Raw genomic sequence first — 24,646 nt, forward strand, 5'->3', positions numbered from 1 at the left:
GCTTACGGCTCATTTTTTGCCAACGCCCCGGCCCACTCAGGCATGGTCTCGTCCATTGCTGGATTGGGGGCCTCAAGAAAGGTGATGACGAAACGGTTCTCGAGTTCGCAGACGCCGATCGAGCACGGTCGAGGCGCCATGGTCAGATATTTGGTGGCGCGAATGTCCTCGGCGGTCCCGCTTTCAGGCAGGGTTGGGGAAATAAGATGGCGACAGCGCCTCGATCAGCCGTTGCCAGGGCACCAACACATCCATCCGGGCCAGAAACCGCTCGCGGCGGGTGGTTTTCTTCTTGTTCTGGTACTCAACCTGGGCGAACGAGATTTGTTTCATCGGACGGCTCTGTCAGACGGTGGCAGGAAGGTGAGATTCTATCTCGCCGGTGGCGATCAGGCAGCTGTAGTGAGATTTATGCAGCGTTTCCTTAAGTCTTTTTATTTTACTGACCTTCCATAAACTTCCTAATAAATGGGTGAGGCCCGCAAAAGCCGCTGAACCCAGCCACGATAGCGTTTGATCCAGCGGGTGGTGCGGTGTAGCCACTCCCCAGTGTCAGGGCACTCCTGAACGCCCGATTGGCACAGCGGCGTTTCAGCCAACTCCATACTGCTTCGATGGGATTCAACTCGGGCGCGTAAGGCGCGACAACGGTGCCCCGGCGCATTGTCCCAGACGATACACAGCTTGCCTGGCCAATAGCGCAGCAGTGTCTTCAGGAAGGCGACGATATCGACTCCTTTCACCGTGCTCGACGTCCACTGGAAATAGCTGCGTCCTTCGGTCGAGACGGCGCCGATCACCGTGTGACGCGGCGACTGGCCGCGCTTGCCCTTGACGACCGGCGTCTGGCCCACCGGGGCAAACGTCTTCACATGAGGCGAGCAGAGGTGAAAGCTCGACTCATCGACGAAGATCAGCGTTTCGCTCCGGACCTCGGCCTGTTTTTTTAATGCCGGCCAGAGCTGCGCTCGCCAGTGGTCGATGGTGGCCTCATCGCGTCGGCTATCCCGGCGTTTGGGCACTTGCCAGGTCCAGCCCCATTGCCGAAGCAGGTCACTGATCTTCGAGGTGCTGTAACGGACATCGGTCAGGCGTGCGATGGCATCGGCGATACGTTGCGTCGTCCAGCGCTGATCCTCGTAGCCGAAGCCTTCCGGGCCCAGCGCTTTCAGTGCCGCCAACACCCGAGGCACGAGCTCGGCAGGCAGGCGTGGCGGCCGACCGGATCGCGGTTGGGTCTTGAGGGCCGCTTCGCCGCCCTGGCGCGCTCGAGCGACCCATTGGCTGACAGCGCCTTGGGTAACCTCCAGGCGTCGGGCGGCTTCCGATTGGCTCATGCCGTCCTCGACCCACTTGACGGCAAGGGAACGGCGATAGGCGTGAGCGGAGTCCTGTAGCATAGCGATCACGTGTCAGTGTGTGTCCTCGGTCGACAGGCATGCCATTATGAAGTTCCTGTATCGTCAGTAATACTCAAGGAGTCGATATGAAAAAGATTGTAATAAAGGGTAATGCAGAAGAAGGAGCAATAAAGCAAGCAGAAAACTGCCTTGTTGAGGCAGAAGCCATGCTGCTCATGGCGGACAATCACAAAGGTTACGGCATGCCGGTAGGCGGAGTCGGCGTCTACAAGGATAGAATACCCCCTGCCGGCGTCGGGTTCGACATTGCCTGCGGCAACAAGGCGGTCAAGACCAATTTAAAATTGGAAGATATCGAAGACAGGTTGGAGCCTTTAGCCGATACCATCTTTGAAACTTTATCTTTTGGAGTCGGTGGAGAAAATAAAACCACCGTGGAACATGAGTTGTTCGATGACCCGGTCTGGGACGAGTCCAATTTTCTGAAGAGCTCCCCCCGACTGAAGACAATCGCACAAGCGCAGCTTGGCTCGATTGGCGCCGGCAATCACTATGTGGATGTTTTTACGGATGAAAGCGGCAACACCTGGGTTGGCGTTCATTTTGGATCAAGAAACCTGGGGCATAGTATCGCGTCGCATTTCATGGAATTGGCCGGCGACAATCTGAATATCATGGATGAAACGCCCCATACGTTAGATGTGAATTCGGAGGCAGGTCAGGACTACATCGCCTGTATGAAACTGGCGGGAGTTTACGCCTATGCCGGCCGAGACTGGGTGTGCGATACCGTGGTGAAAATCCTCGGTGGGGAGATCATCGACGAAGTCCACAATCATCATAACTACGCCTGGCTCGAAGAGCATGACGGCGAAAATTACTGGATCGTGCGAAAAGGAGCAACCCCGGCATTTCCCAACCAGCGAGGATTTGTCGGGGCATCCATGGAAGATGACTCGGTAGTCTTGATGGGTGTGGACAGTGATGAATCCCGAGAAATTTTCTACTCAACCGTGCATGGAGCCGGGCGCGTCATGTCGCGAACTCAAGCCAAAGGCAAAAGGCGTAAAGTCAAGACCGAAAGAACAAGACCGGACGGGGCTACCTACGAATTTGTAGAATATGTGCACGAAGGTGGTGCGGTAAACTTCGACGATGTAAAAGACCGAATAGAAAAGAAAGGCGTTATTTTAAGAGGAGCGAGCGCCGACGAAGCACCGGAAGTTTATAAGGAATTGTCGGAAGTGCTGGAAGCACATGAAGGGACAATAAAAATCCTGCACACACTACGTCCACTGATCGTATGTATGGCCGAATAACGGTAAAGAGCATAACCGTCGACACTTCCAATACCAGGCAAACGGGCACCCTACACCAGATACTCGACGGCTCGGATGCCCTCAGCGATTTTACTCTCAAAAAGCGAGCGAGCTAGCGCACGACGACCACAGCACAGGGCGCCACATGCAGCACACGGTGGGAAACACTGCCGAGGACTAGACTTCTGATATTGCTGTTTCCGCGGCTTCCCATCACCACCGCATCGACACCCAGGCGTTCCGCCTCCGCTACGATGGTCTGCGCCGGCTGACCCGCTCGCACGACGGGTTGCAACTGCTTGTTGTCGAGACCGACCTGCTGACAGGCCTGTTCGATAACGGCCAGCCCGGCCGGCTGCACCATTGCTTCCGCATTGGTGGCTATGACTCCGGCAGCCCGGCCCATGGCATCCTCCGCAAGGGGCGGCTCCTGTACATTGAGGACGTATAGGCTTCCTTCAGCGGTATCGACCAGACTGGCAGCTAGTTTGAGCGCCGTGCAGGAATGGGCTGAGCCGTCGATGGGCACCAGAATTGACTGATACATATACATATGCGCCTCCGAAATATGCGTGATAGCAATGCTTCATGCCTAGTAGCCAAGTTAGCGTAACAGCGATAAATCTACATGATCTGGATCAATAGAAGAGAGTGGCGCCATTTCACACCGCAACGCACTTCGCTGCAGCGGAATCTCAAAAACTCGCGGGCTTGACTCCGCTTGTGGTTCGATTCAAGTCCGCGAGCGAAAACAGCCTTATCACGAAGGTGTATCCGGCTTGGCCTTCACCAGCGCCTTGACCCATTCCCCCATGGTCTCGTTCATCGCGGGGTTTGGCGCTTCGAGAAAGGCAATGACAAAACGATCATCAAGCTCGCAGACCCCCATCGAACGCGGCCGGGGCGCCATGGCCAGGGGATTAGGCAGCTTGAGGCCAAAACAGAATACCAGATGCTTGGCGGCGCGGATGTTCTCGGCGATCTCGCCCTCCGGCAGCGAACGCGTATGCGCGTAATGATCGAACTCGGCGATCAGGCAGGCTCGCGGATCTGCTTCCACCTTGCTGCGAAAGAAGGCAATGATCTCGTCCACCGATTTGAAGCTCGTTTCGGCCTTGAGTAGATCGAGATGCTGAGTGGGATACTTGTCCATGAAAAGCGTGTGCTGCACGGGATAGTTCCTCCAAGGTAATCAGGCCAGCTTGGTGCCGAAGAATCGGTCGCTGAGCTTCACGTACCAGGCGGCGGACTGCACCTGGATGATGTAGGCGACGGCGATGAGCAGCGCCGCATCCGCGCTGGCCTCGCCGAAGGCGTTCATGGCCAGGGCCAGGGCGATCGACAGATTGCGCATCACCGTGCCGTACACCAGGGCGATGGCGTCCCCACGAGGCAGCAGGCGCCTGGCGACGAAGGTGCTGAAGACGTAGTTGAAGGCGTAAAGGACGAACAGCGGCACGAGGATATCGAGCAGCATCTCCGGATGCGCCACGAGCTCTCCTCCTTTCATGGCGATGGCCACGAAGACGACTCCCAGCACCCCCAGGGTCGAAAGCGGCGGAAACCGTGGCGCCCAGCGCTGCTGATAGTCCTGCTGCCCGTAGCGGCGAATCAGATAGGCCTGGGTGAGCTGGCCCGCCAGCATGGGTAGGAACACGACCAGGGCGATCTGCAGGAAGACGGCGATCAGGTCCACCGGCACCGCCGCGCCCATCAGCCATTGCACGTAGAACGGCGTGGCCAGGGAGCCGAGAATCAGACCCACCACCGTCATCTTGATCGCCGCGGCAAGATTGCCCTTGGCGAACCCGGTCCAGGCGATGGTCATCCCGCTGGTCGGCAGCAATGAAGCCAGCAGCAATCCAAGCGCGAGATAGGGCTGCTCCGGAAACCACAGCCGCCCCAAGGCGAAGGCGACGAAAGGGATGATCGCGAAGTTGATGAACTGGGCCAGCAGCTGCGCCTTGACGTCCCCACCTTCGAACAGCTTACGCAGCTTGAGATTGACCATCATCGGATAGACCATCAGCAGCGTCAGCGGCACGATCAGCGTTCGCAGCCAGTCCGTCGACGCCATCAGGCCGTAGGCCAGACCCAGCAGCATCGCCGCCGGAATGGCCAGGGTCAGATTGCCGGTCATGCGGGAAAGCAGGCTCATTACCGGCTCCTCTGCAACCAACGGCCGCCCGGAAGACGACCGTTCGTTTGATGCCTAGAAGTGAAAGACCTTGGTGTCGGAATCACGCATCATCTCGGCCATGGACGGTGGCTGAGCGACGCTCACGCCCTCGCGCAGATCGCTTTCCTGATAATCGCTGTTGGGCAGGTAGAGCGCACAGACCGCCACGTCCGCGCCGTCATCCATGATCATCTGCAGCAGCCCCTCGGGTTTCATGTCCCTGGGTGCCAGCGCGGACTCGCTCTGATAGTCCGAGATCGCCAGATCCCCGGCCTGGTCGCAGAGCAGGATATTCAACTCCGTGCCCTGCTGCTGCATGGTGCGGGACAGCACCATGGCCATGCCCTGGGTCTGCAGCGAATCGCTGGTGACGATCACCATGGCCTTCTCCGCGGCGCCTGCCTGGGTGGAATCTTCAGAGCTTGCCTGGGAGGCGACGCTGGCACCAAGCCCCAGTGCGAGGGTGGCCAGCGGCAGAAAGAGACGGGTGAAGCGGGATGAGATCATCGGTTTTCTCCTTGAAATGTGTCTCTCGATGGGAGAGCGCCCTTCCCGGTAATGGGAAAGTAATTACACCATAGCCTTTCACTATATTTTTTAATATAATATTTTTAATAACACTATAAGCAGACCCCTAACGACAATGCGACAAGACACCACACTGGAACTCGACCGGCTTCGCGAGAGCGCGGACGAAGCAGGACAACTACTCAAGACACTGGCCAACACGAATCGCCTGCTGTTGCTGTGCCACCTGTCCCAGGGAGAAATGAACGTAGGCGATCTGGAACGGCAGACAGGCATCGAACAGCCCACCCTGTCGCAGCAGCTCGCGGTATTGAGGCGAGAAGACCTCGTGGCGACACGCCGCGAAGGAAAGCAGATCTACTATCGCATCAGCAGCGAGCAGGCCATGGCGGTCATCCAGACGCTCTACGAGCAGTTCTGCGCCTGAGTGAAACCGTTTCTCTGAAACGATAAAAATAACCATTTACCCCAGGACGACAGGAACCACATAACGCACAGAAAACGGTTCCCAAGGGGGGGGGAGCATGAACAGGACAGTGACACGACGAATCCTGTGGGGGCTCGTGGCCGCCATGCTGGGGCTGGCGTCGAGCACGACAACAGCGCTGGAACGCACGTCGCCCTCGACGGCGGATCATGAACGATTCAAGGCCCTGCAAGGTCCCTTCGCTTCGGGCCCCAAGGTTACCGAGGCGTGCCTGAAGTGCCATACCGAGGCCGCCGATCAACTTCAGGCAAGCATCCACTGGACCTGGGAGTACCTGCATCCCGAGACCCGACAGCTGCTGGGCAAGCGCCACGTGGTCAACAGCTTCTGCGGCTCTGTGGCCTCGAACGAGCCCTTCTGCACCAGTTGCCACACCGGCTACGGCTGGAAAGACATGCGCGAGGCCCCGCCTGTCGCGGGCAATCGAGTCGACTGTCTGGTCTGTCACGACACCACCGGTGACTACTGGAAATCCCCCACCGGCGCCGGTCATCCTGTCTATGACATGCTCGACCTGGGCGACAGTTCTTCCAGACGCCCACCTGATTTAGCCCAGATTGCCCGGAACATTGGCCCGACCAACAAGCAGAACTGCGGCAGCTGCCATTTCTATGGCGGCGGTGGTGACGGAGTAAAACACGGCGATCTGGATTCGTCTCTAATCGATCCGTCCTTCTCGCTGGACGTGCACATGTCTCCGGAAGGCGCCGATTTCGCCTGCGCCGACTGTCACACCACCTCGGCGCACAGCGTCAGCGGCAGCCGCTATCTGGCCAAGGCCCGGGATACCCAGGGCATCGACGTCCCCGGTCACACCGACTTCACAAGGGCTTCCTGTGAATCCTGCCATGGCGTCGAGCCGCACGGATCCGCGAAGCTCAACGATCATGTCGATCAGGTCGCCTGCCAGAGCTGTCATATTCCCGAATTCGCTCGCGGCGGCGTGGCCACCAAGACCTGGTGGGACTGGTCCACCGCCGGGCGGCTCGGCGAGGATGGCAAGCCGCTGACGATTCGTGACGATGACGGCAACCTGGAATACCTGAGCACCAAGGGCAGCTTCCGCCACGGCGAGAACGTCGCGCCAGAGTACCGCTGGTTCGATGGCCAGGTGCGCTACACCCTGCGCAGCGACACCCTCGACGACAGCCGGCAGCCCATCGAGATCAACAAACTCCAGGGCAGTCACGACGATCCGAATTCACGCATCTGGCCATTCAAGATCATGCAGGGCAAGCAGCCCTACGACCCGGTCAATCAGCATCTGCTGGTCAACCACGTCTACAGCGCCAACAACGATACGGCGCTATGGACGAACTTCGACTGGACCAAGGCGCTGAAGGCCGGCACGGAATATGCCGACCAGCCCTACAGCGGTGAATTTGCTTTCGTGGAGACACTGATGCACTGGCCCATCACCCATATGGTGGCGCCCGCCAAGGACGCCTTGCGCTGCAGCGCCTGTCATGCTCGAGAGGGACGGCTGGCGGCGCTGACGGATTTCTACCTTCCCGCCCGGGACCGCAGCATCTGGCTGGATCGAGCGGGCTGGAGCGCCGCCCTGCTGGTGCTGGTCGGCAGCCTCGCCCATGCCGGGGGACGCATCCTGACGCGACGCAGGAGGAAACGCTCATGAAAGGTGTAATGATCTACAAGCGCTTCGAACGCTTCTGGCACTGGTCCCAGGCGGCGCTGATCTTCTTTCTGATGTTCACCGGCTTCGAGATACACGGCAGCTACCAGGCGCTGGGCTTCGGTACCGCCGCTAGGCTGCACGGGCTCGCCGCCTACATGCTGATCGGTCTGTGGATCCTGGCAATCTTCTGGCACTTCACCACCGGGGAATGGCGTCAGTACATTCCCACCACCAACAGGCTGGGGGCGGTGATCCACTACTATCTCATCGGTACCTTCACCGGCGCCGAGCACCCCTTCCGCCAGACCACCCGGGCCAAGCACAACCCGCTGCAGCGCCTGGCCTACCTGGCCTTCAAGCTGTTGATCTCGCCGCTCATCTGGATCTCGGGACTCCTGTACCTGTTCTACAATCAATGGCCCGCCTGGGGTCTGGAGGAACTATCCTTGGGCGACGTGGCCCTGGTGCATACCGCCGCTGCCTTCGCCATGCTGGTCTTCGTGATCGCCCACGTCTATATGGCGACCATGGGCAAGACGGTCTTCAGCATGATCAAGCCCATGATCACCGGCTACGAAGATGCCCGGGAGCAGCCGCCCGCGAAGGATGCGTCTGATCAAGGATCCGTCGAAACACCGCCCCGGTCCGCGGGAGGAAAAACATCAACATGACCCGCGTATTTCGTCTTCTGCTGGGTGGCATCGCCGCCGCCCTGATCAGTTTGAGCGTCCAGGCGGAGATTCCCGCCACCGAGGTCGAGCGGGCGACGCTACAGGAAACGCTGCGACTCGACGGGATGATCGAGGCAGTGCAGCGGAGCACCGTCTCCGCTCAGACCTCGGGTCGGGTACTGCGCCTGCCCTTCGATGTGGACGACCGGGTGGCTGCCGGCGAGTTGATCCTGCAGCTGGAGGACAGCGAGCAGCGCGCCCGGCGGGATCAGGCCGAGGCCGGTCTGGAGGAAGCCCAGGCACGCCTGCGGGATGCTCGCCAGCGCTTTACCCGTGTGCAATCTCTGCATCAGCGAAACCTGATCTCACAGCAGGAATTCGATCAGGCGCGCAATGCGCTGACCAGCGCCCAGGCCGGCGTGAGTCGCGCCGGAGCCGCGCTTGCGGAGGCCAGGGAACAGCTGGAATACACCCGGGTGCTCGCCCCCTATGACGGCATCCTGACCGAGCGCCATGTCGAGATAGGAGAGTCGGTCAGCCCCGGTCAGCCGCTGCTGACCGGGCTATCGCTGGAGAAGCTGCGGGTAGTGGTCGATCTCCCCCAGCGCTACGCCGGGCTGGCCAGAACCCGACGCCAGGCTCGAGTCACCCGGGCCGATGGCCGCCCCCTGGAGACTGGCGAGATGACTTTCTATCCCTATGCGAGTGAGCAGACCCACACCTTTCGTCTGCGCCTGGCGCTTCCGACCCCAGGCGAAGATCTTTATCCGGGCATGCTGGTCAAGGTGGACGTGCCGGTAGCCGCCCGCGAGGCGCTGTGGGTACCGGCCAGCACGGTCTTCCATCACAGTGAGCTGACCGCGGTTTTCGTGCTGGATGACCAGGACCGTCCCCGTCTGCGCCAGGTCCGAACCGGCGTCGAACGCGACGGTCGGGTCGAGGTGCTGGCGGGACTTGACGAAGGCGAACGGGTAGCAACAACTCCGGACGCTTTGTTCGGCAGCGAACGGCTCGATGCCGCCAAAGAGGGAGCCAGGAATTGACCAGCTCGCTGCCCCCCGTCGGCCCCTCCGGTGTCATTGCTCGCGTTTTTCAGAATTCCCAGCTGACTCCGCTGCTGGCACTGATGGCGATCCTGCTGGGCATTCTGTCGGTGGTGATCACTCCCAAGGAGGAAGAGCCTCAGATCGACGTCACCATGGCGGATATCTTCGTCGGCCTGCCCGGCGCCAGCGTCGCCGAGGTGGAGAGTCTGATCACCATTCCCGCGGAACAGGTCATGAGCGAGATCGAAGGCATCAAGCACGTCTACTCGGTCTCGCGCCAGGGCCAGGCGGTGATCACCGTGGAGTTCGAGGTTGGACTCTCCCGACAGGAAGCCCTGGTGCGACTGTACAACCAGGTCTACTCCAATCAGGACTGGCTGCCGGCGGATCTCGGCGCCAGCCAGCCGCTGGTCAAGCCCCAGGGCATTGACGACGTGCCCATCATGACCCTCACTCTGTTCGACCCGAGCGGGGCGCGCACCGGCGCGGAGCTGACCCGGCTCGCCCATACCCTGGAGGTGGCCCTCAAGCGCGTGCCCGGCACCCGGGACATCTACACCGTGGGCGGCACCCCGGACCGGGTGGAGGTACGCTTCGATCCCGCGCTGCTCAAGGGCTTCGGCCTCACCCTGGCGGACATCGAGAACGCCCTGCGGGCCGCCAACGCCAGCAGCCAGGAGAGCCGGATCACTCGGGACGGCCTGTCGATTCCCCTCAAGGCGGGCACCCTGCTCGCCGACGTCGAGACCCTGCGCCGGCTGGTGGTCGGCATGCATGAGGGGGGAGCGGTATTCCTCGAGGACGTGGCGGAAATCTCACGGGGCGACAGCGATCCGGACCACAGCGTACTGATGGGCTTCGGCCCGGCGGCCAGCGACGCACGGCCCGGGGCCGCCGGCGAGCTCTATCCCGCGGTGACCCTGGCCATCGCCAAGAAGCCCGGAGAGAACGCCATCGATATCACTACCGCCATCGAACAGCGCCTGGACGCCCTGCGCAATCGAGCGCTGCCGGAGGATATCGAGGTCGTGGTCAGTCGGGATTACGGCGAGACCGCCTCGGCGAAGGCCCGCCAACTGATCTCGGACCTGATCTCCGCGACCCTGGGCGTGGTGGCGCTGGTACTCCTCGCCATGGGCTGGCGCCAGGCACTGATCGTCGGCGTGGCGGTGCTGGTCACCCTGCTGCTGACCCTGGTCTTCTCCTGGGCCTGGGGGTTCACCCTCAATCGGGTGTCGCTGTTCGCACTGATCTTTTCCATCGGCATCCTGGTGGACGACGGCATCGTCATCACCGAGAACATCAACCGGCGCATCCGCACCAGCCGCCATCCGGTCAAGGACATCATTCCGGTGGCGGTGGACGAAGTGGGCACGCCGACCATCATGGCGAGCCTCACCATCATGGCGGCGCTGCTGCCCATGGCCTTCGTCACCGGCCTGATGGGCCCCTACATGAGCCCGATTCCCATCAACGCCTCCGCCGGCATGGTGATTTCCCAGATCGTCGCCTTCGTGGTAACGCCCTGGCTGGCCCTGCGGCTGCTCGCCCATCAAAAAGGCGTCGCCGCCCAGGCCGAAGCGCAGGCGACCAACTCCGCCGAGGGCGTCAGCCCCGTGGCCCGGCGCCTGTTCGGCGGGCTGCTCACGCCGTTTCTCGGCGCGCATCGCTGGCGCCGAGGGCTGCTCGCCCTGGGCGTGATCGGCCTGATGCTGTTGTCTTGCGCGCTGCCGGTGTTCCAGGCGGTGATCCTCAAGATGCTGCCCTTCGATAACAAGTCCGAACTACAGATCGTCGTCGACATGCCGGAGCACACTCCCATGGAGCGAACCCAGCAAGTGCTGCTGGCCATGGGCGAATATCTGGAGACCGTCGACGAGGTCGCCCACTGGCAGGCCTATGCCGGCACCGCCTCGCCGCTGAACTTCAACGGCCTGGTGCGCCAGTACTACCTGCGAGCCGACCCTTATCAGGGCGACATCCAGATCAACCTCGCGGAGGAATCCCGACGTGAGCGTCAGTCTCACGAGATCGCCACCACCATCCGCCCGGCGCTGCAGGCCATCGGCGAGAGCTTCGAGGCGGCGGTAAAGGTCGTGGAAGTGCCCCCGGGGCCGCCGGTGCTCTCGCCGCTGGTGGCGGAAGTCTACGGCGTGGATCATCGCCGCCGGGCGGAACTCGCCACGAACCTTGCCGAGCGCATGGCAAGCGTTGAAGGACTGGTGGATATCGACACCACCCTGACAGCGCCTACCCGCCAGTGGGATCTGGTGGTGGACCGGGCCCGGGCGGCGCGTCTCGGCGTCTCCCAGGCCCAGGTGGTGGAAGCGATCCAGACCGCCCTGGGAGATCGCAACCTCGGCTATCTGCATGACGATAACGCCAAGTACCCGGTACCCATCCGGGTCATTCTGAAGGAAGGCGACAAGGCCCAGCAGGCGGCGCTGCTTTCCCTGGCGGTACGCAGTCGCGACGGCGAGCCGATTTCCCTGGCGAGCGTCGCCGAGTTCCGCGAGCCGGCCTGGCAGGGCGCGCGCTATCACAAGGACCTGCTGCCGGTGACCTACGTCACCGCCGACATGGCCGGCAACATAGACTCGCCGCTATATGGCATGTTCGCCCTGGTGAGCGAGCTCAACGACGAATCGGGAAGCCCCGAGCAGTATTTCATCCGCCAGCCGCCCTTGGCGGAAATCGGCGCGCTCAAGTGGGACGGGGAATGGCAGATCACCTATGAAACCTTCCGCGACATGGGGATGGCCTACAGCGTCGGAGTGTTCATGATCTTCGTGCTGCTGGTGGCCCAGTTCCGCTCTTATGTGCTGCCGCTGGTGATCATGGCGCCGATTCCGCTCACCCTGATCGGCATCCTGCCAGGCCACGCCCTGCTCGGCCGGGAGTTCACCGCCACCAGCATGATCGGCATGATCGCGCTGGCCGGAATCATCGTGCGCAACTCCATCCTGCTGGTGGTGTTCATCAAGCAGCTGCTGGACGAAGGCGTGGCGCTGGACGAAGCGGTGGTGCTGGCCGGCGCGGTGCGCATCAAGCCCATCGCGCTGACCGCCATCTCGGCCATGGTCGGCGCCTATTTCATCCTGAGCGACCCGATCTTCAACGGCCTGGCGATCTCGCTGATCTTCGGGCTGGCCATGTCCACGCTGCTGACCATCCTGGTGGTGCCGCTGCTCTACTACGTGCTGGCGCGGCGCGGCTGGATTTGAGCCGATTGCCTTTATCGATAAAAAACTCTACAGCAAATGAGGCTGAAGCCACTGGGTGAGCTGGGACGCCTGCATCACGCCCGCCTGGCGAGCGACCTCCTGGCCCCGACGAAAGACGATCAGGGTGGGAATGCTGCGGATGCCGAAGCGTCCGGCGATGCCTTGCTCGGCCTCGGTGTCCAGTTTGGCGAAGCGCAGCCGCGGTTCGAGCTCGCGAGCCACCTGAGCGAAGATCGGCGCCATCATCTTGCAGGGCCCGCACCAGCTCGCCCAGAAATCCACCACTATCGGCAGGTCGCTGCGATTAACCATCGCATCAAAGTTGCCAGCATTCAGTTCGATGGGTTCACCGGTGAATAGCGCCTGCTTGCACTTGCCGCACTTGGCGCCCTCCCCCAACCGGGACCTGTCGACACGGTTCAAGGTATTGCAATGGGGGCAGGCCAGTTGAATGGCATCGCTCATTTCACTCTCCCGAATCGGCGTATTCCATGATGAGTGGATGGTATAGAAACGGAGCATAGTCGGAAATAGAGTGGCGAATGGCGTTCGCCGAGATCGCGGGGCATAGGGAACAACATGACGACCCTCCTGCAGGATCGGCTGCTTCAAGCCGTTGGTAAAGGCATGATTGACACATACACTTTATTTTTTTATATATTGTATGTAAACTAGGTGTCAAGACTGACAGCCGACCCTGGACTCGATCGGCCACGCTGCGGCAAACACCGAGAGCCGCAACCCATGATCCCAAGGAGATTCCTCATGAAACGTAATATGGGCAACATCGACAGTGGACTGCGTATCGCCGTCGGGCTGATTCTGATCGCCTTGACATTGGCAAGCATGATCGGCTGGTGGGGATGGATCGGTGTCGTTCCTTTGGTCACCGGACTATTTCGCTTCTGCCCGGCCTATCGCTTGTTGGGCGTCAGTACCTGCCAGCGCAAGTCCCTCGACAAGTCCACTCAATAGCAGGTTTGCAAGCCTTGGACGGTCGACGCTCCAGGCTTGCAAGAGCTGACTTGAGCGCGAGTCGGTACGGCCCTGCTCAAGGCACCAGCACCGCCGCGCCGCTCAGCCGCCCTTCCCGCAGGTCCGCCAGCGCCTGGTTGGCATCCGCAAGCGGGTAGCGCCGGGTATGGGTGCGCACCCCGGCTCGGGGCGCCAGGGCCATGAAGTCGTGGCCGTCCGCCCGGGTCAGGTTGGCCACGGAGCGCAGCACCCGTTCCTCCCACAGCAGGCGATAGGGAAACGCCGGGATATCGCTCATGTGAATGCCGCCGCAGACCACCGTGCCGCCGGGGCGCACGGCTTTCAGGGCGGCGGGCACCAGTTCGCCCACCGGGGCGAAAATGATGGCGGCGTCGAGGCGCTGCGGGGGCAGCTGATCAGAATCCCCGGCCCAGACCGCGCCGAGCTTGTAGGCGAATTCCTTGGCCTGCTCATCCCCGGGCCGGGTGAAGGCGTACACCGACTGCTCCTCGTGGATCGCCACCTGGGCAAGGATATGCGCCGCCGCACCGAAGCCGTAGATGCCCAGATGCTCGACGCCCTCGCCGATCATCGACCAGGCGCGATGGCCGATAAGGCCGGCGCAGAGCAGCGGCGCGGCTGCGACATCCTCGAAGCTCTCGTCGACGGGGAAACAGAACCGTGCATCCGCTAGGCTGTACTCCGCGTAGCCGCCGTCCAGGGTATAGCCGGTGAAACGCGCCTGGACACAGAGATTTTCCTGTCCATGACGACAGTAACGGCAGGTGCCACAGGTCCAGCCCAGCCAAGGCACCCCGACCCGATCGTCAGGCTCGAAGCCATCCACGCCCTCCCCCAGGGCGTCGATCCGCCCGACGATCTCATGGCCCGGCACCAGGGGCAGCCTGGGTTCCGGCAGTTCGCCGTCCACCACATGTAGGTCCGTACGACATACCCCGCAGGCCTGCACCTTCAGGCGCACCTGACCAGGCCCCGGGATCGGGCGCGGCAGTTCGCGCATTTCCAAGGGCGCACCGGGCACCGGCAAGACCATGGCGCGCATCTTGATCTGGCTCATGACAACCTCCGTCTTTCGTTGACACCCTGGTAATACGAAGGGCATGCTCATTAGAAGAATAGTAAAAAGCGTGCGAAACAGCATGCCCTACCCTCGACGAATTTCGCGTTGTCCTCGGCAGCGCCGTCGGAGTCGTGCCGAGACAACGCCCTATTGATTGGAGCTATTGGCCGGCATGTCGCAACCTTTAAGTCACTATCGCAATATCCTCAGCATCGTCGGCGGCATCGTGCGGGTGCGGGTACCCAGCGGCGATGGCCAACCGACGCCGGCACGCTTTCGCGACATAGCCAGCCTGCGCAAGGCGAACGGCGAGACAGTGCTCGCCCAGGTCATTCGTATCGATGACGACGTGGTCTCGCTGCAGGTCTTCGGCGGCACCGCCGGGCTGACCACTCGGGCGTCGGTTCGCTTTCTCGGCCATCCCATGCAGGTCACCTGCTCCCAGAACGTACTGGGGCGCGCCTTCAACAGCCTCGGCGAACCCATGGACCGTGGCCCGGCGCTCACCGAGGATCGCCGGGTGGATATCGGCGGGCCCTCGGTGAATCCCATGCGCCGGGTGATGCCGAGTCGCATGATTCGCACCGACGTGCCGATGATCGATGTCTTCAACACTCTGGTGGAGAGCCAGAAGATTCCTATCTTCTCCGTGGCCGGCGAGCCCTACAACGCTTTGCTTGCACGTATCGCCATCCACGCGGACGCAGACGTGGTGGTGTTCGGCGGCATGGGGTTGATCTTCGACGACTACCACTACTTCCGTCAGCGTTTTCTCGACGCCGGGGTGTTCGCCCACACGGTGATGTTCGCCAACCTGGCCTCGGACTCGGTGGTGGAACGCCTGCTGGTGCCGGACATGGCCCTGGCGGTGGCGGAGCGTTTCGCCGTGGAGGAAGGCAAGCGGGTACTGGTGCTGCTCACGGACATGACCGCCTTCGCCGATGCCCTGAAGGAAGTGGGTATCAGCATGGAACGGGTGCCGTCGAACCGCGGCCACATGGGGGATCTCTACTCCCAGCTGGCGCGGCGCTACGAGAAGGCCTGCGACTTCCACGGCGCCGGCTCGGTGACGGTGCTCACCGTCACCACCATGCCCGGGGACGACATCACCCATCCGGTACCGGACAACACCGGTTATATCACCGAGGGCCAGTTCTATCTGCGCAACGGCCAGATCGATCCTTTTGGTTCACTCTCCCGGCTCAAGCAGCGTGTGATCGGCAAGAGCACCCGGGAGGATCACGGCGCGCTGATGAACACCATGATTCGACTGTATGCCGGCGCCCGGGACGCCCAGCAGAAACGCGCCATGGCCTTCGAGCTCTCTAAATTCGACGAGAAGCTGCTGCGCTTCGGCGACCTGTTTGAGACCCGCTTCATGGATGTCTCGGTTTCCCTGTCCCTGGAGCGCGCCCTGGATCTGGCCTGGGAGACCCTGGCGGAATGCTTCGAGCCCCAGGAACTGGTCATGCGCCAACAGCTGATCGACAAGTATTTTCCCGGCAAGAAACGACAGCGCGACGAGGAAGACTCAACACACGATCTAGCGAGCTAGATCGTCATAAGGATACAAAGTGGCAAGACTCTCGCTAAACAAGACCGCCCTGCACCGGGAACAGTCTCGGCTCCAGCAGTTTCAGCGGCTGCTGCCATCCCTGGATCTCAAGCGCCGTCAGCTGATCGCCGAGCGACTGCGCGCCCGGGAAACGCTGCAGGAAAGCGAGACCGAACGGGACACCTTGGTGGCCAGAGTGCGCGAGCAGCTATCCATGGCCGGTGACGATACGCTGAAGATCGAGAACCTGGCCCGGGTGACGGCTGTCCGGCTGCGCGAGCACAACCTGCTCGGTGTGCATCTGCCGACCCTCGAGGAGATCGATATCGAACTCGCCGACTACCCGGCGTTGACCACCCCCCACTGGCTGGATCCCTATCAGAAAGCCCTTCGGGAAGCCCTGGCGCTGACGGTACGCCTGCAGGTAGAGCGGGAGCGGCTGCGGCGTCTGGAGCGGGCGGTCAAGCGGGTCACACAGCGGGTCAACCTGTTCGACAAGGTGTTGATTCCTCGCACCCAGGAGAACATTCGTCGCATCCGGATCCATCTCGCCGACGGCGAGCGCTCCGCAGTGGTGCGGGCCAAGCTCGCCAAGCGCAAGCAGGCTCAGGGAGCGCACTCGTGAGTATCGTGCCCCTTCGCCGAGCGACCCTGGTCGGCAGCCACGTCGACAAGTCGACCACCCTGAGCGACCTGCAGCGCCTGGGCGTCATACACCTGATCGATCTGGGGGCAGGGAAGCAGGGCACGCCCCTCGGCTCGACATCCAGCGATACTCGCAAGGCGCTGGCCTATCTTCTCGACTGTCCGGTAAAGCGCCATCAGGTGGCGAGCGATCCTGATTTCGATCATCAGGCCATCGTCAAGCGCGCCCTGGAGAATCAGCGCCGGATGCGGGATCTTGAGGACAGCATCGATTTCACCCGGCGGCGTCTCAAGGATCTCGAGCCTTGGGGAGATTTTGATTTTCCACCTCTGGAAAGCCTCGCCGGGCATCGCCTGTGGTTCTACGAGGTGCCTCACTACAAGGCGCGTCAGCTCATGGAAGTCGATCTGCCCTGGCAGGAGGTGCATCGCGACAACCGCAACCGCTATATCGCGGTGATCAGCCTGGAGGAACCCGCGCCGGATGCTCTGCCGGTACCGCGCACCCATACCGGCAGCGTGCCGCGCCGGCAGCTGCGGGAGGAACTGCAGCGTCTGGTGGTGCGTCTCGATGAATGTACTGCCGAGCGGGAAGCGCTGACCCGCTGGATCCATCTGCTGCACCGTCACCAAGCCCAGGCGGACGACGCGGCGAGCCTGAAGCAGGCGCAGCATCTTACTCGAGACGATGATGCGATCTTCGCCGTGCAGGGCTGGGCACCAGAGGCGGCGATCAAGGACATTCAACGTCTCGCTGAAGAAAAGGGGCTCGCCCTGCTCGTTGAGCCGGTGGGCCCCGAGGATCAGCCTCCCACCCTGCTCGACAACGACGAGCGTACCGCCGGCGGCGCGGAGATAGTACATTTCTACCAGATGCCCGGCTATCGCAACTGGGATCCCTCCCGAGTGATCTTTTTCTCTTTTGCAGTGTTCTTCGCGATGATCCTCGCGGATGCGGGCTACGGGCTGCTTATGCTCGGCGCGGTCCTGTTCTTTTCAAAACGACTCAAGCAGAGCCGCGCCGGGACACGAGTACGCACCCTGGGGTTCGTTCTGGTGGGTTTCACCCTGGCCTATGGCGTACTCGCCGGCAGCTATTTCGGCTGGAGTCCGCCGCCGGAAAACTGGCTGTCCCGCTTGAAACTCCTCGACATCAACGACTTCGGTCAGATGATGCAGCTGGCGATCGGCATCGGCCTGGCGCACCTGGTCATCGCCAACGCCACCGTGGCCTGGCACCACAGGGGGCATAGCGTCATGCTGGCGCCGCTGGGCTGGATTGTCGCGCTGGTGGCGGGCGTATTGCTCTATTACGGCATACCCGGCGGCGGAATCCCGCTTGCCTTGGGACTGATTGCCGTCTTCGTCTTCACCGATACTCGTCCGATACGCGAGCCGCTGGACCTGCTCAAGCGGGTCGGCGGCGGTCTCTATGCCTTGACCGACGTGACCCGGGCCTTCGGCGACGTACTGAGCTATCTGCGTCTGTTCGCACTGGGACTCGCCAGCGCATCCCTGGCAGTCACCTTCAACCAGCTCGCCGCGGATGCGGCGGCGGCCTATCCCGGTCTCGGCATCCTGTTCTATGGCCTGATCCTGATCGTCGGCCACGCGCTGAATTTCGTGCTGGCGGTGGTCAGCGGCGTGGTGCACGGGCTGCGGCTCAATCTCATCGAGTTCTATCACTGGGGCATCTCGGACGAGGGATATCCCTTCAGGGCATTTGCGAAAACGGAGACCACACCATGGAGCAACTGATCATCGCAATGGGTTGGGCGGGCCTTTATGGCCCCATGGCCCTGGGGGCCATCGGCAGCATCATCGGCTGCGCCATCGCCGGTCAGGCGGCCATCGGCGCCCTGCTCGAGACCGAATCCGGCCATGGCCGATTCATCGGGCTCTCGGCGATGCCTTCCTCCCAGAGCATCTACGGCATCGTGGTGATGTTCACCCTGCAGCGCCCGGTCACTGTCGCGACTTCGCCGGGACTGTTCTCCGTGGGCATTCTTGCGGGCGTAGCCCTGCTGTTGAGCGCGGTCTACCAGGGCAGTTGCTGCGCCTCGGCGATCAACAGCTCGAAGAGCAAGCCGGAGATCTTCGGCCTGTCCATCGCGCCGGCGGCCATCGTCGAGGGCTTCGGGGTATTCGCCTTCATCTTCGCCCTGGTGATCGGCGGCAACATTCCGGTGCAATGAATCCAAGGAGATCACCATGAGTCAATCGGAATCCTTGCAGGGCGCCTCTTCCGGCGTCGAGGCGCTGCTCGAACGGCTACGCGGCGAAGGGGTCGAGCAGGGTCGCGAGGAAGCCCGGCGTATCGTCGCCGACGCGGAAACTCGCGCCACCTGGATGATCGAACAGGCTGAGCGGGATGCTCAGGCGCTACGAGAGCGGGCCCGGGAAGACGCCAGACACCTCGAGAGCTCCGCCAGGGAAGCGCTACGAGTCGCCGCTCGGGACAGCGTGCTGGAGATGCAGGCGACCCTGACCCATCGCTTTCGCGATCATCTGCGCTGGCTGGTGGGTGAGGCCATGACCCGAGAGGATCTGCTGCAGCGTCTGATCCTCGAGCTCGCTGCCCGAACCCGGAGCGATACGCCGCTGGACAAGGAAAAGGACGTGGAAGTGATGCTGCCCCGGGACGTGCTGGGGCTGGAGGAGTTGCGTCGTCGCCCGGAAGAACTCAAGGAAGGCACGCTTTCCTGGTTCGTGGCCGCCCAGGCCCGGGAGGTGCTGCGAGAAGGAGTGCGCTTCTCCGTCGGCGAGCAGGCTGGCGGCCTTCGTATCCGCCTGCACGAGAACGAGATGGAGCTCGATATCAGCGATGAGGCGGTGGCGGAGCTTCTATTGGCACACCTGCAGCCGCGTTTTCGCGCCATGCTCGAAGGCATCGTCAAGTAGCCATGTCACCAATAGGCATCTCAAAGCGCCACCAGTACGTCGACCTGCTAGCCAGCCTGCCGGCGCTGCCTGCCACGCCCTTCGGACGCGAGCCCCTGCCGATCTCGGCGATCCGCCTGGAGCATCGCCTCGAAACCCTGAGCGACGCCCATCGCGAGAGTCTCGAGATGCTGGAAAGCTTGATCGACTGGCATCAGCTGGGCCTGGACCTCTCCGTCGACAGCTATATAAAGCGCTACCGGCAGGCAGCGCCCCGGCTGGCGGAACAGGGCGTTCTCGAGCTCGTCGAGACCAGGCTCGAACAGCGTACACTGGTGACGGCGCTGCGCCGGCGTCGCATGGGGGAACCTGCGCCGGCCCTGGACGAGCGCTGGGGATTCGGCTCGCACCTGGCGCACATCAGCGTCCACTGGCAGGAGCCGCTGTTTGGCGTGGGGCCTGTCTTTCCCTGGCTCGCCGAGGCCCGTGATCATCTTGAGCGCGACCGCCCCCGGGAACTGGAACGGCTGCTGCTGGAAGAGAACTGGCGCCGACTGGCCTGGGCGCGTCGGTATGATCGTTTCGATTTTCGCGAGGTCGTCATCTACTGGCTGCGCTGGCGCCTGATCGCCGCCTGGCAGCGCTACAACGCCGAAGCGGCGGAGCGTCGACTGCAGGCGGACATCGAACGTGGACTCGGCGACTACGGAACGCTTTTTTCGGGAGAACGAAACTGATGGATGCCACTATCAAACAGGACATCAAGCGCGACTGCCGGGTGGTCAGCGTTCAGGACGATATCGTGGTCATCGAGGCCACCGAACGCTCTCAGGGGCTGATGAAGAACGAGGTGGTCTATATTCGCCCCGCTCAGGGCAAGAAACACAGCGAGGAAGCTCACGACATCCGCCTCAAGGGCGAGGTGCTGCGGGTGCAGGGCAAGCGGGCGGACGTTCAGGTCTTCGAGGATACCGGCGGCATCAAGGTGGGCGATCCGGTGGAGCAGACCGGCGAGATGCTCTCGGTCACCCTCGGCCCCGGCCTGCTCGGGCAGATCTATGACGGCCTGCAGAATCCCCTGGAGCAGATCGCCCTGCGATCCGGCTTCTTCCTGCCTCGAGGACTGCATCTGGGCGCGCTGGACAAGACCACCAAATGGTCCTTCTCTTCTCAGGTCCGCATGGGCGCCAAGCTGCGCGCCGGCGATACCCTGGGCACCGTGCAGGAAGGTCGCTTTACCCATCGCATCATGGTGCCTTTCGACGTCCGGGGAGAGCAGGAAGTCAGTTGGATTCAGGAAGGCAGCTTCAGCGTGGATGTGCCGATAGCGCGGTTGGTGGATGCGTCCGGTGCCGAGCGCCAGGTCACCTTGGCTCAGCGCTGGCCGGTGCGAACTCCGCTGCCGAAACGTTTATTGGACAGCTACGCCAGCGAACGGCTCTATCCCAGTCGCCAGCTGGACACCACCATCCGGGTGATCGATACCTTCTTCCCCATCGCCACCGGCGGCACCGCCTGTATCCCGGGTCCCTTCGGCGCCGGCAAGACGGTGCTGCAGAACCTGATCGCCCGCCATTCCACCGTGGATATCGTGATCATCGTCGCCTGCGGCGAGCGGGCCGGCGAGGTGGTGGAAACCATTACCGAGTTTCCGCAGCTCGACGACCCCACCACCGGCGGCTCGCTGATGGATCGTACCGTGATCATCTGCAACACCTCCTCGATGCCGGTGGCCGCTCGAGAAGCCTCCATCTATACCGGCATCACTCTCGGCGAATACTACCGCCAGATGGGGCTCGACGTGCTGATGATCGCCGACTCGACCTCCCGCTGGGCCCAGGCAATGCGCGAGACCTCCGGGCGCATGGAGGAGATTCCCGGCGAGGAAGCCTATCCGGCCTACCTGGATTCGGCGGTGCGCAGCGTCTACGAACGTGCCGGGGTGATCCGCAACAACGCAGACGATGCCGGCAGCCTGACTCTGATCGGCACCGTCTCGCCCTCCGGAGGCAACTTCGAGGAGCCGGTGACCCAGGCGACCCTCAACACGGTCAAGGCGTTTCTCGGCCTTTCCTCCGAGCGCGCCTACAAGCGCTTCTATCCGGCGGTGGACCCGCTGCTCTCCTGGTCCCGCTACCGGGCGGAGCTCGAGCCCGCCATCGCCGAGCGGCTGGGCGACGAGTGGCCGGCCCGCATCGACGAGCTGCTGCAACTTTTGCACGATGGGGAGGACGTCAACCAGATGATGCAGGTTACCGGCGACGAGGGTATCACCGTCGAGGACTTCCTCACCTACCACAAGGCCAGCTTTCTCGATCTGGTGTACCTGCAGCAGGATGCCTTCGACGCGGTGGACGGCAGCACCTCGCCCGAGCGCCAGCAGCGAAGTCTTGCGCTGATCTATCCGCTGGTGAACGCGGAGTACGCCTTCGATGACAAGGACGCCATTCGTGAGTATTTCACCGCGCTTTCCAGCGAGATGAAAAATATCAACTATGCGCCCTTGGATTCCAGCGAGTATCGTCGTCATTATCGGGAGATAGAAGATTTGGCTGGAAAAGCAGGGCTTGATCTGGCAGCCCTGCCGCAGGAGTCGAATTAGCCTAGACCATCTGGCAATATGAGATCCAGGCACACAACAACAATATCCGCTTATCCAGGCGATGACTGACCCAGGATTGCGTAACGAGGAGAATGAATGACCATGAGCGATTATGATCACAAGAATTTTCGACATACCCCCAACAAGGGCCTCTTCGCCACGAAAATCCTGGACCGGGCGATCAAGGCCAATATGGCCAGCCTGACCGGAGGAATCACTCCCGCCGGCGTTTCCACGGTCATTTATGAATGGCTCGCCCATCTTGCCATGTCGCCGGGCAAACAGCTGGAGCTGGCGCAGGAGATGGTCTACAAGTCTGAATACCTGCTACGCCACGCACGCCAGTTCAACCAGGGGTTGGAAAGTGCTCCCTGCATCGAAGCCGACTCGCATGACAGCCGCTTCAAGGGGAAAGCCTGGTCCCGCTGGCCCTACAATCTGTTCTATCAATCCTTTCTACTGCAGCAGGAATGGTGGGAAAACGCCTCCACCAACGTCGACGGACTGTCGAAAAGCACCGAAAACGTGGTGTCCTTTATCGGCCGGCAGATGCTTGACCGCTGGTCGCCCTCCAACTTCCCCTGGCTCAACCCGGAAGTGATCGATGCCACCCTGGAACAAGGTGGCATGAATTTCGTACGCGGCTGGGAGAACTTCTGCGAAGATCGAGAACGGCGCATGACCGGCTGTCCGCCGGTGGGTAGCGAGGATTTCAAGGTTGGTGAAAATCTCGCTACCACACCGGGCAAAGTGATCTACAGCAATCATCTGATCGAGTTGATCCAGTACACACCCACTACCGAAAAGGTCTACGCGGAGCCGGTCTTGATCGTGCCCGCCTGGATCATGAAGTATTACATTCTCGACCTGACGCCGGAGAAATCCCTGGTGCGCTACCTGCTGGACCAGGGCCATACGGTGTTCATGGTCTCCTGGCGCAACGTGACCTCTGACGATCGCGAACTGGGCATGGGCAGCTACCGGCGCCTGGGGCCCAAGGCGGCCCTGGACGTAGTGGCAACCATCCTGCCGGATCGCAAGATTCACGCGGTGGGCTATTGTCTCGGTGGCACGCTATTGACGATTCAGGCCGCCACCATGGCTCGGGATAATGATCACCGGCTGGCGTCCCTTACCCTACTAGCGGCTCAGACCGACTTCACCGAGGCCGGTGAGTTATCTCTGTTCATCACCGAAAGCGAGGTCGACTATCTCGAAAGCATGATGCAGGAACGCGGCTATCTCGATGGTTTCCAGATGGCCGGTGCCTTCCAACTGCTGCGCACCAATGACTTGATCTACTCGCGCGTGGTCCGAGAATACATGCTTGGCAAACGTCAGAAAATGAATGCCCTGATGGCCTGGAACGCGGACGTGACCCGCATGCCCTATCTGATGCATTCCCAATACCTGCGTCGGCTGTACCTCAACAACGACCTGGCCACCGGGCGCTATATCGTCGGCGACCGCCCTATTGCCATTTCCGATATCGACGCGCCGATCTTCTCCGTGGCTACCAGCAGCGATCACGTCGCGCCTTGGCGCTCGGTCTACAAGATCCATCTGCTCACCGACGCCGACGAAGTGACTTTCCTGCTCACCAGCGGCGGCCACAACGCCGGCATCGTCAGCGAGCCGGGCCATCCGCGGCGTACCTATCAGGTCGAAACCCGCCAAGAAAGGGCAAGCTACATCGACCCGGATACTTGGCAGCGCTCGATGCCCAAGCAACAAGGCTCCTGGTGGCCGGTCTGGCAAACCTGGCTGGTGGAACGCTCGAGCAAGGAGCAGATCGCACCGCCGGCAATGGGTGGAGAGGAGTATTCGCCTCTCACGGATGCGCCGGGCACCTATGTGCTGCAAAAATAGCGTTCTAAAAGAAGCGGAAGCTTCATGGAAATCCAGGAAGCCAAACAGCGGTTGCGACAATGGCTAAAGGGGCTTTTCACCCCTTGATGCCGATTTGCAACGGTGATGACAAAGCGCTGGCCGGCACAAGCACGCTTTGAAATGGCGTGCCCTTCCGACAATCAAGACCGAGACGGCGCTACCCTAAATTATTTCAAGCCACTGCCTTCCTATACCATCAAGGATCAGAAGAAGATGTACCGGGAGTCCGGCCTATCCGCCAAGAAAGACGGCTGGTACCGGATTCCCGGAGGTGGATCGTATCAGCTGGCTTCTGATAGCGTTCTTCATCGCCACTATGGCGTTCCTCTATCTGTTCTCCGTGCTGATCTAGCAAACACACCCAACAAGGTCGGGCCAGCGAATCAGGACGACCTGAGCCATGCCTGCTTGCCAACACCAGTTACCTGAGTGGTCTTCCCGAAAAACCGATATAAATCATCGGGCAATAATAACGCGATCATCTGGACGTAAAAAAAGCAAGATGGGCGCCCTTTTACGGCTGAAAACCTCTCATAAATTGATGGATATCATCATTGGCCTAGACGC

General features: G+C 61.6%; 23 protein-coding genes and 1 pseudogene. 15 read left to right on the forward strand and 9 right to left on the reverse strand.

The annotated features are described in order from the left end of the window. Positions 1-2 precede the first annotated feature (2 nt). The 3 genes and pseudogenes from FGL86_RS18430 to FGL86_RS16875 form a co-directional block, all read right to left on the reverse strand. Positions 3-140: a DUF6858 family protein gene (locus tag FGL86_RS18430; RefSeq protein WP_425468299.1), complete on the reverse strand. Its 138-nt coding sequence runs from the start codon at positions 138-140 to the stop codon at positions 3-5. Positions 141-186: 46 nt separating this feature from the next. Beyond that, positions 187-333 (reverse strand): annotated as a pseudogene (locus tag FGL86_RS16870) (IS5/IS1182 family transposase); the annotation flags it as partial. 128 nt (positions 334-461) lie between these two features. Next, a complete protein-coding gene (locus FGL86_RS16875; protein WP_246131815.1) occupies positions 462-1,400 on the reverse strand; it encodes an IS630 family transposase in 939 nt (312 codons plus the stop codon). A gap of 86 nt (positions 1,401-1,486) precedes the next feature. Here FGL86_RS16875 and FGL86_RS16880 point away from each other — a divergent pair, with 86 nt between their 5' ends. Continuing rightward, positions 1,487-2,680 carry an RtcB family protein gene (locus FGL86_RS16880; protein ID WP_147185855.1) on the forward strand — a complete coding sequence of 398 codons (1,194 nt, stop codon included), beginning with the start codon at positions 1,487-1,489 and terminating at the stop codon, positions 2,678-2,680. 112 nt (positions 2,681-2,792) lie between these two features. Here FGL86_RS16880 and FGL86_RS16885 read toward each other — a convergent pair whose 3' ends face one another. From FGL86_RS16885 to FGL86_RS16900, 4 genes are all read right to left on the reverse strand, one after another. Continuing rightward, positions 2,793-3,227, reverse strand: a complete 435-nt coding sequence (locus FGL86_RS16885) for a universal stress protein (protein WP_186764434.1) — start codon at positions 3,225-3,227, stop codon at positions 2,793-2,795. Between the two features lie 213 nt (positions 3,228-3,440). Beyond that, positions 3,441-3,851, reverse strand: a complete 411-nt coding sequence (locus FGL86_RS16890) for a DUF6858 family protein (RefSeq protein WP_147185857.1) — start codon at positions 3,849-3,851, stop codon at positions 3,441-3,443. Between the two features lie 21 nt (positions 3,852-3,872). Next, positions 3,873-4,838 (reverse strand): arsenic resistance protein, encoded by a 966-nt coding sequence (locus tag FGL86_RS16895; protein ID WP_147185858.1) that lies wholly within the window; start codon positions 4,836-4,838, stop codon positions 3,873-3,875. A 54-nt stretch (positions 4,839-4,892) separates the two neighbouring features. Beyond that, entirely contained in the window at positions 4,893-5,366 is a 474-nt protein-coding gene (locus FGL86_RS16900) for a DsrE family protein (RefSeq protein WP_147185859.1), read from the reverse strand. A 136-nt stretch (positions 5,367-5,502) separates the two neighbouring features. Between FGL86_RS16900 and FGL86_RS16905 the strand changes: the two genes are divergently transcribed. The 5 genes from FGL86_RS16905 to FGL86_RS16925 all read left to right on the forward strand — a co-directional run bounded on the left by FGL86_RS16905 (position 5,503) and on the right by FGL86_RS16925 (position 12,451). After that, the gene (locus FGL86_RS16905; RefSeq protein ID WP_147185860.1) at positions 5,503-5,814 is read left to right on the forward strand and encodes an ArsR/SmtB family transcription factor; all 312 of its coding nucleotides are present in this window, start codon (positions 5,503-5,505) and stop codon (positions 5,812-5,814) included. Between the two features lie 97 nt (positions 5,815-5,911). After that, positions 5,912-7,510: a tetrathionate reductase family octaheme c-type cytochrome gene (locus tag FGL86_RS16910; protein ID WP_147185861.1), complete on the forward strand. Its 1,599-nt coding sequence runs from the start codon at positions 5,912-5,914 to the stop codon at positions 7,508-7,510. Then, positions 7,507-8,181, forward strand: a complete 675-nt coding sequence (locus FGL86_RS16915; RefSeq protein WP_147185862.1) for a cytochrome b/b6 domain-containing protein — start codon at positions 7,507-7,509, stop codon at positions 8,179-8,181. Before FGL86_RS16910 ends, FGL86_RS16915 begins: the two co-directional genes overlap by 4 nt. Further along, positions 8,178-9,224 (forward strand): efflux RND transporter periplasmic adaptor subunit, encoded by a 1,047-nt coding sequence (locus FGL86_RS16920; RefSeq protein WP_147185863.1) that lies wholly within the window; start codon positions 8,178-8,180, stop codon positions 9,222-9,224. The genes FGL86_RS16915 and FGL86_RS16920 overlap by 4 nt, the downstream gene beginning before the upstream one ends. Continuing rightward, the gene (locus FGL86_RS16925; RefSeq protein ID WP_147185864.1) at positions 9,221-12,451 is read left to right on the forward strand and encodes an efflux RND transporter permease subunit; all 3,231 of its coding nucleotides are present in this window, start codon (positions 9,221-9,223) and stop codon (positions 12,449-12,451) included. Before FGL86_RS16920 ends, FGL86_RS16925 begins: the two co-directional genes overlap by 4 nt. Positions 12,452-12,478: 27 nt before the next feature. On the opposite strand, the gene trxC is transcribed toward FGL86_RS16925, so the two are convergent. Continuing rightward, positions 12,479-12,916, reverse strand: a complete 438-nt coding sequence (gene trxC / locus FGL86_RS16930) for a thioredoxin TrxC (protein WP_147185865.1) — start codon at positions 12,914-12,916, stop codon at positions 12,479-12,481. Between the two features lie 300 nt (positions 12,917-13,216). On the opposite strand from trxC, the gene FGL86_RS16935 reads away from it, so the two are divergent. Further along, on the forward strand, positions 13,217-13,426 hold the full coding sequence (locus FGL86_RS16935) for a YgaP family membrane protein (protein ID WP_147185866.1): 210 nt from the start codon (positions 13,217-13,219) through the stop codon (positions 13,424-13,426). A 76-nt stretch (positions 13,427-13,502) separates the two neighbouring features. Here FGL86_RS16935 and FGL86_RS16940 read toward each other — a convergent pair whose 3' ends face one another. Next, positions 13,503-14,504 (reverse strand): zinc-dependent alcohol dehydrogenase family protein, encoded by a 1,002-nt coding sequence (locus tag FGL86_RS16940; protein ID WP_246131677.1) that lies wholly within the window; start codon positions 14,502-14,504, stop codon positions 13,503-13,505. A 175-nt stretch (positions 14,505-14,679) separates the two neighbouring features. Here FGL86_RS16940 and FGL86_RS16945 point away from each other — a divergent pair, with 175 nt between their 5' ends. From FGL86_RS16945 to FGL86_RS16980, 8 genes are all read left to right on the forward strand, one after another. Then, positions 14,680-16,062: a V-type ATP synthase subunit B gene (locus FGL86_RS16945; protein WP_147185867.1), complete on the forward strand. Its 1,383-nt coding sequence runs from the start codon at positions 14,680-14,682 to the stop codon at positions 16,060-16,062. Between the two features lie 19 nt (positions 16,063-16,081). Beyond that, entirely contained in the window at positions 16,082-16,687 is a 606-nt protein-coding gene (locus tag FGL86_RS16950) for a V-type ATP synthase subunit D (protein ID WP_147185868.1), read from the forward strand. Next, the gene (locus tag FGL86_RS16955; RefSeq protein ID WP_147185869.1) at positions 16,684-18,465 is read left to right on the forward strand and encodes a V-type ATP synthase subunit I; all 1,782 of its coding nucleotides are present in this window, start codon (positions 16,684-16,686) and stop codon (positions 18,463-18,465) included. Before FGL86_RS16950 ends, FGL86_RS16955 begins: the two co-directional genes overlap by 4 nt. Then, on the forward strand, positions 18,453-18,902 hold the full coding sequence (locus FGL86_RS16960) for an ATP synthase subunit C (protein WP_147185870.1): 450 nt from the start codon (positions 18,453-18,455) through the stop codon (positions 18,900-18,902). Before FGL86_RS16955 ends, FGL86_RS16960 begins: the two co-directional genes overlap by 13 nt. 16 nt (positions 18,903-18,918) lie before the next feature. Continuing rightward, on the forward strand, positions 18,919-19,608 hold the full coding sequence (locus FGL86_RS16965; RefSeq protein WP_147185871.1) for a hypothetical protein: 690 nt from the start codon (positions 18,919-18,921) through the stop codon (positions 19,606-19,608). Positions 19,609-19,610: 2 nt separating this feature from the next. Beyond that, positions 19,611-20,324, forward strand: a complete 714-nt coding sequence (locus tag FGL86_RS16970; protein ID WP_222433767.1) for a hypothetical protein — start codon at positions 19,611-19,613, stop codon at positions 20,322-20,324. Then, a complete protein-coding gene (locus tag FGL86_RS16975; protein WP_147185872.1) occupies positions 20,324-22,189 on the forward strand; it encodes a V-type ATP synthase subunit A in 1,866 nt (621 codons plus the stop codon). The genes FGL86_RS16970 and FGL86_RS16975 overlap by 1 nt, the downstream gene beginning before the upstream one ends. Before the next feature lie 102 nt (positions 22,190-22,291). Next, positions 22,292-24,058 (forward strand): PHA/PHB synthase family protein, encoded by a 1,767-nt coding sequence (locus FGL86_RS16980; RefSeq protein ID WP_147185873.1) that lies wholly within the window; start codon positions 22,292-22,294, stop codon positions 24,056-24,058. The last annotated feature ends 588 nt before the right edge of the window (positions 24,059-24,646 follow it).

Origin of the sequence: Pistricoccus aurantiacus (assembly GCF_007954585.1) — a bacterium.
In the GTDB taxonomy this organism is placed as follows: Bacteria; Pseudomonadota; Gammaproteobacteria; order Pseudomonadales; family Halomonadaceae; genus Pistricoccus; species Pistricoccus aurantiacus.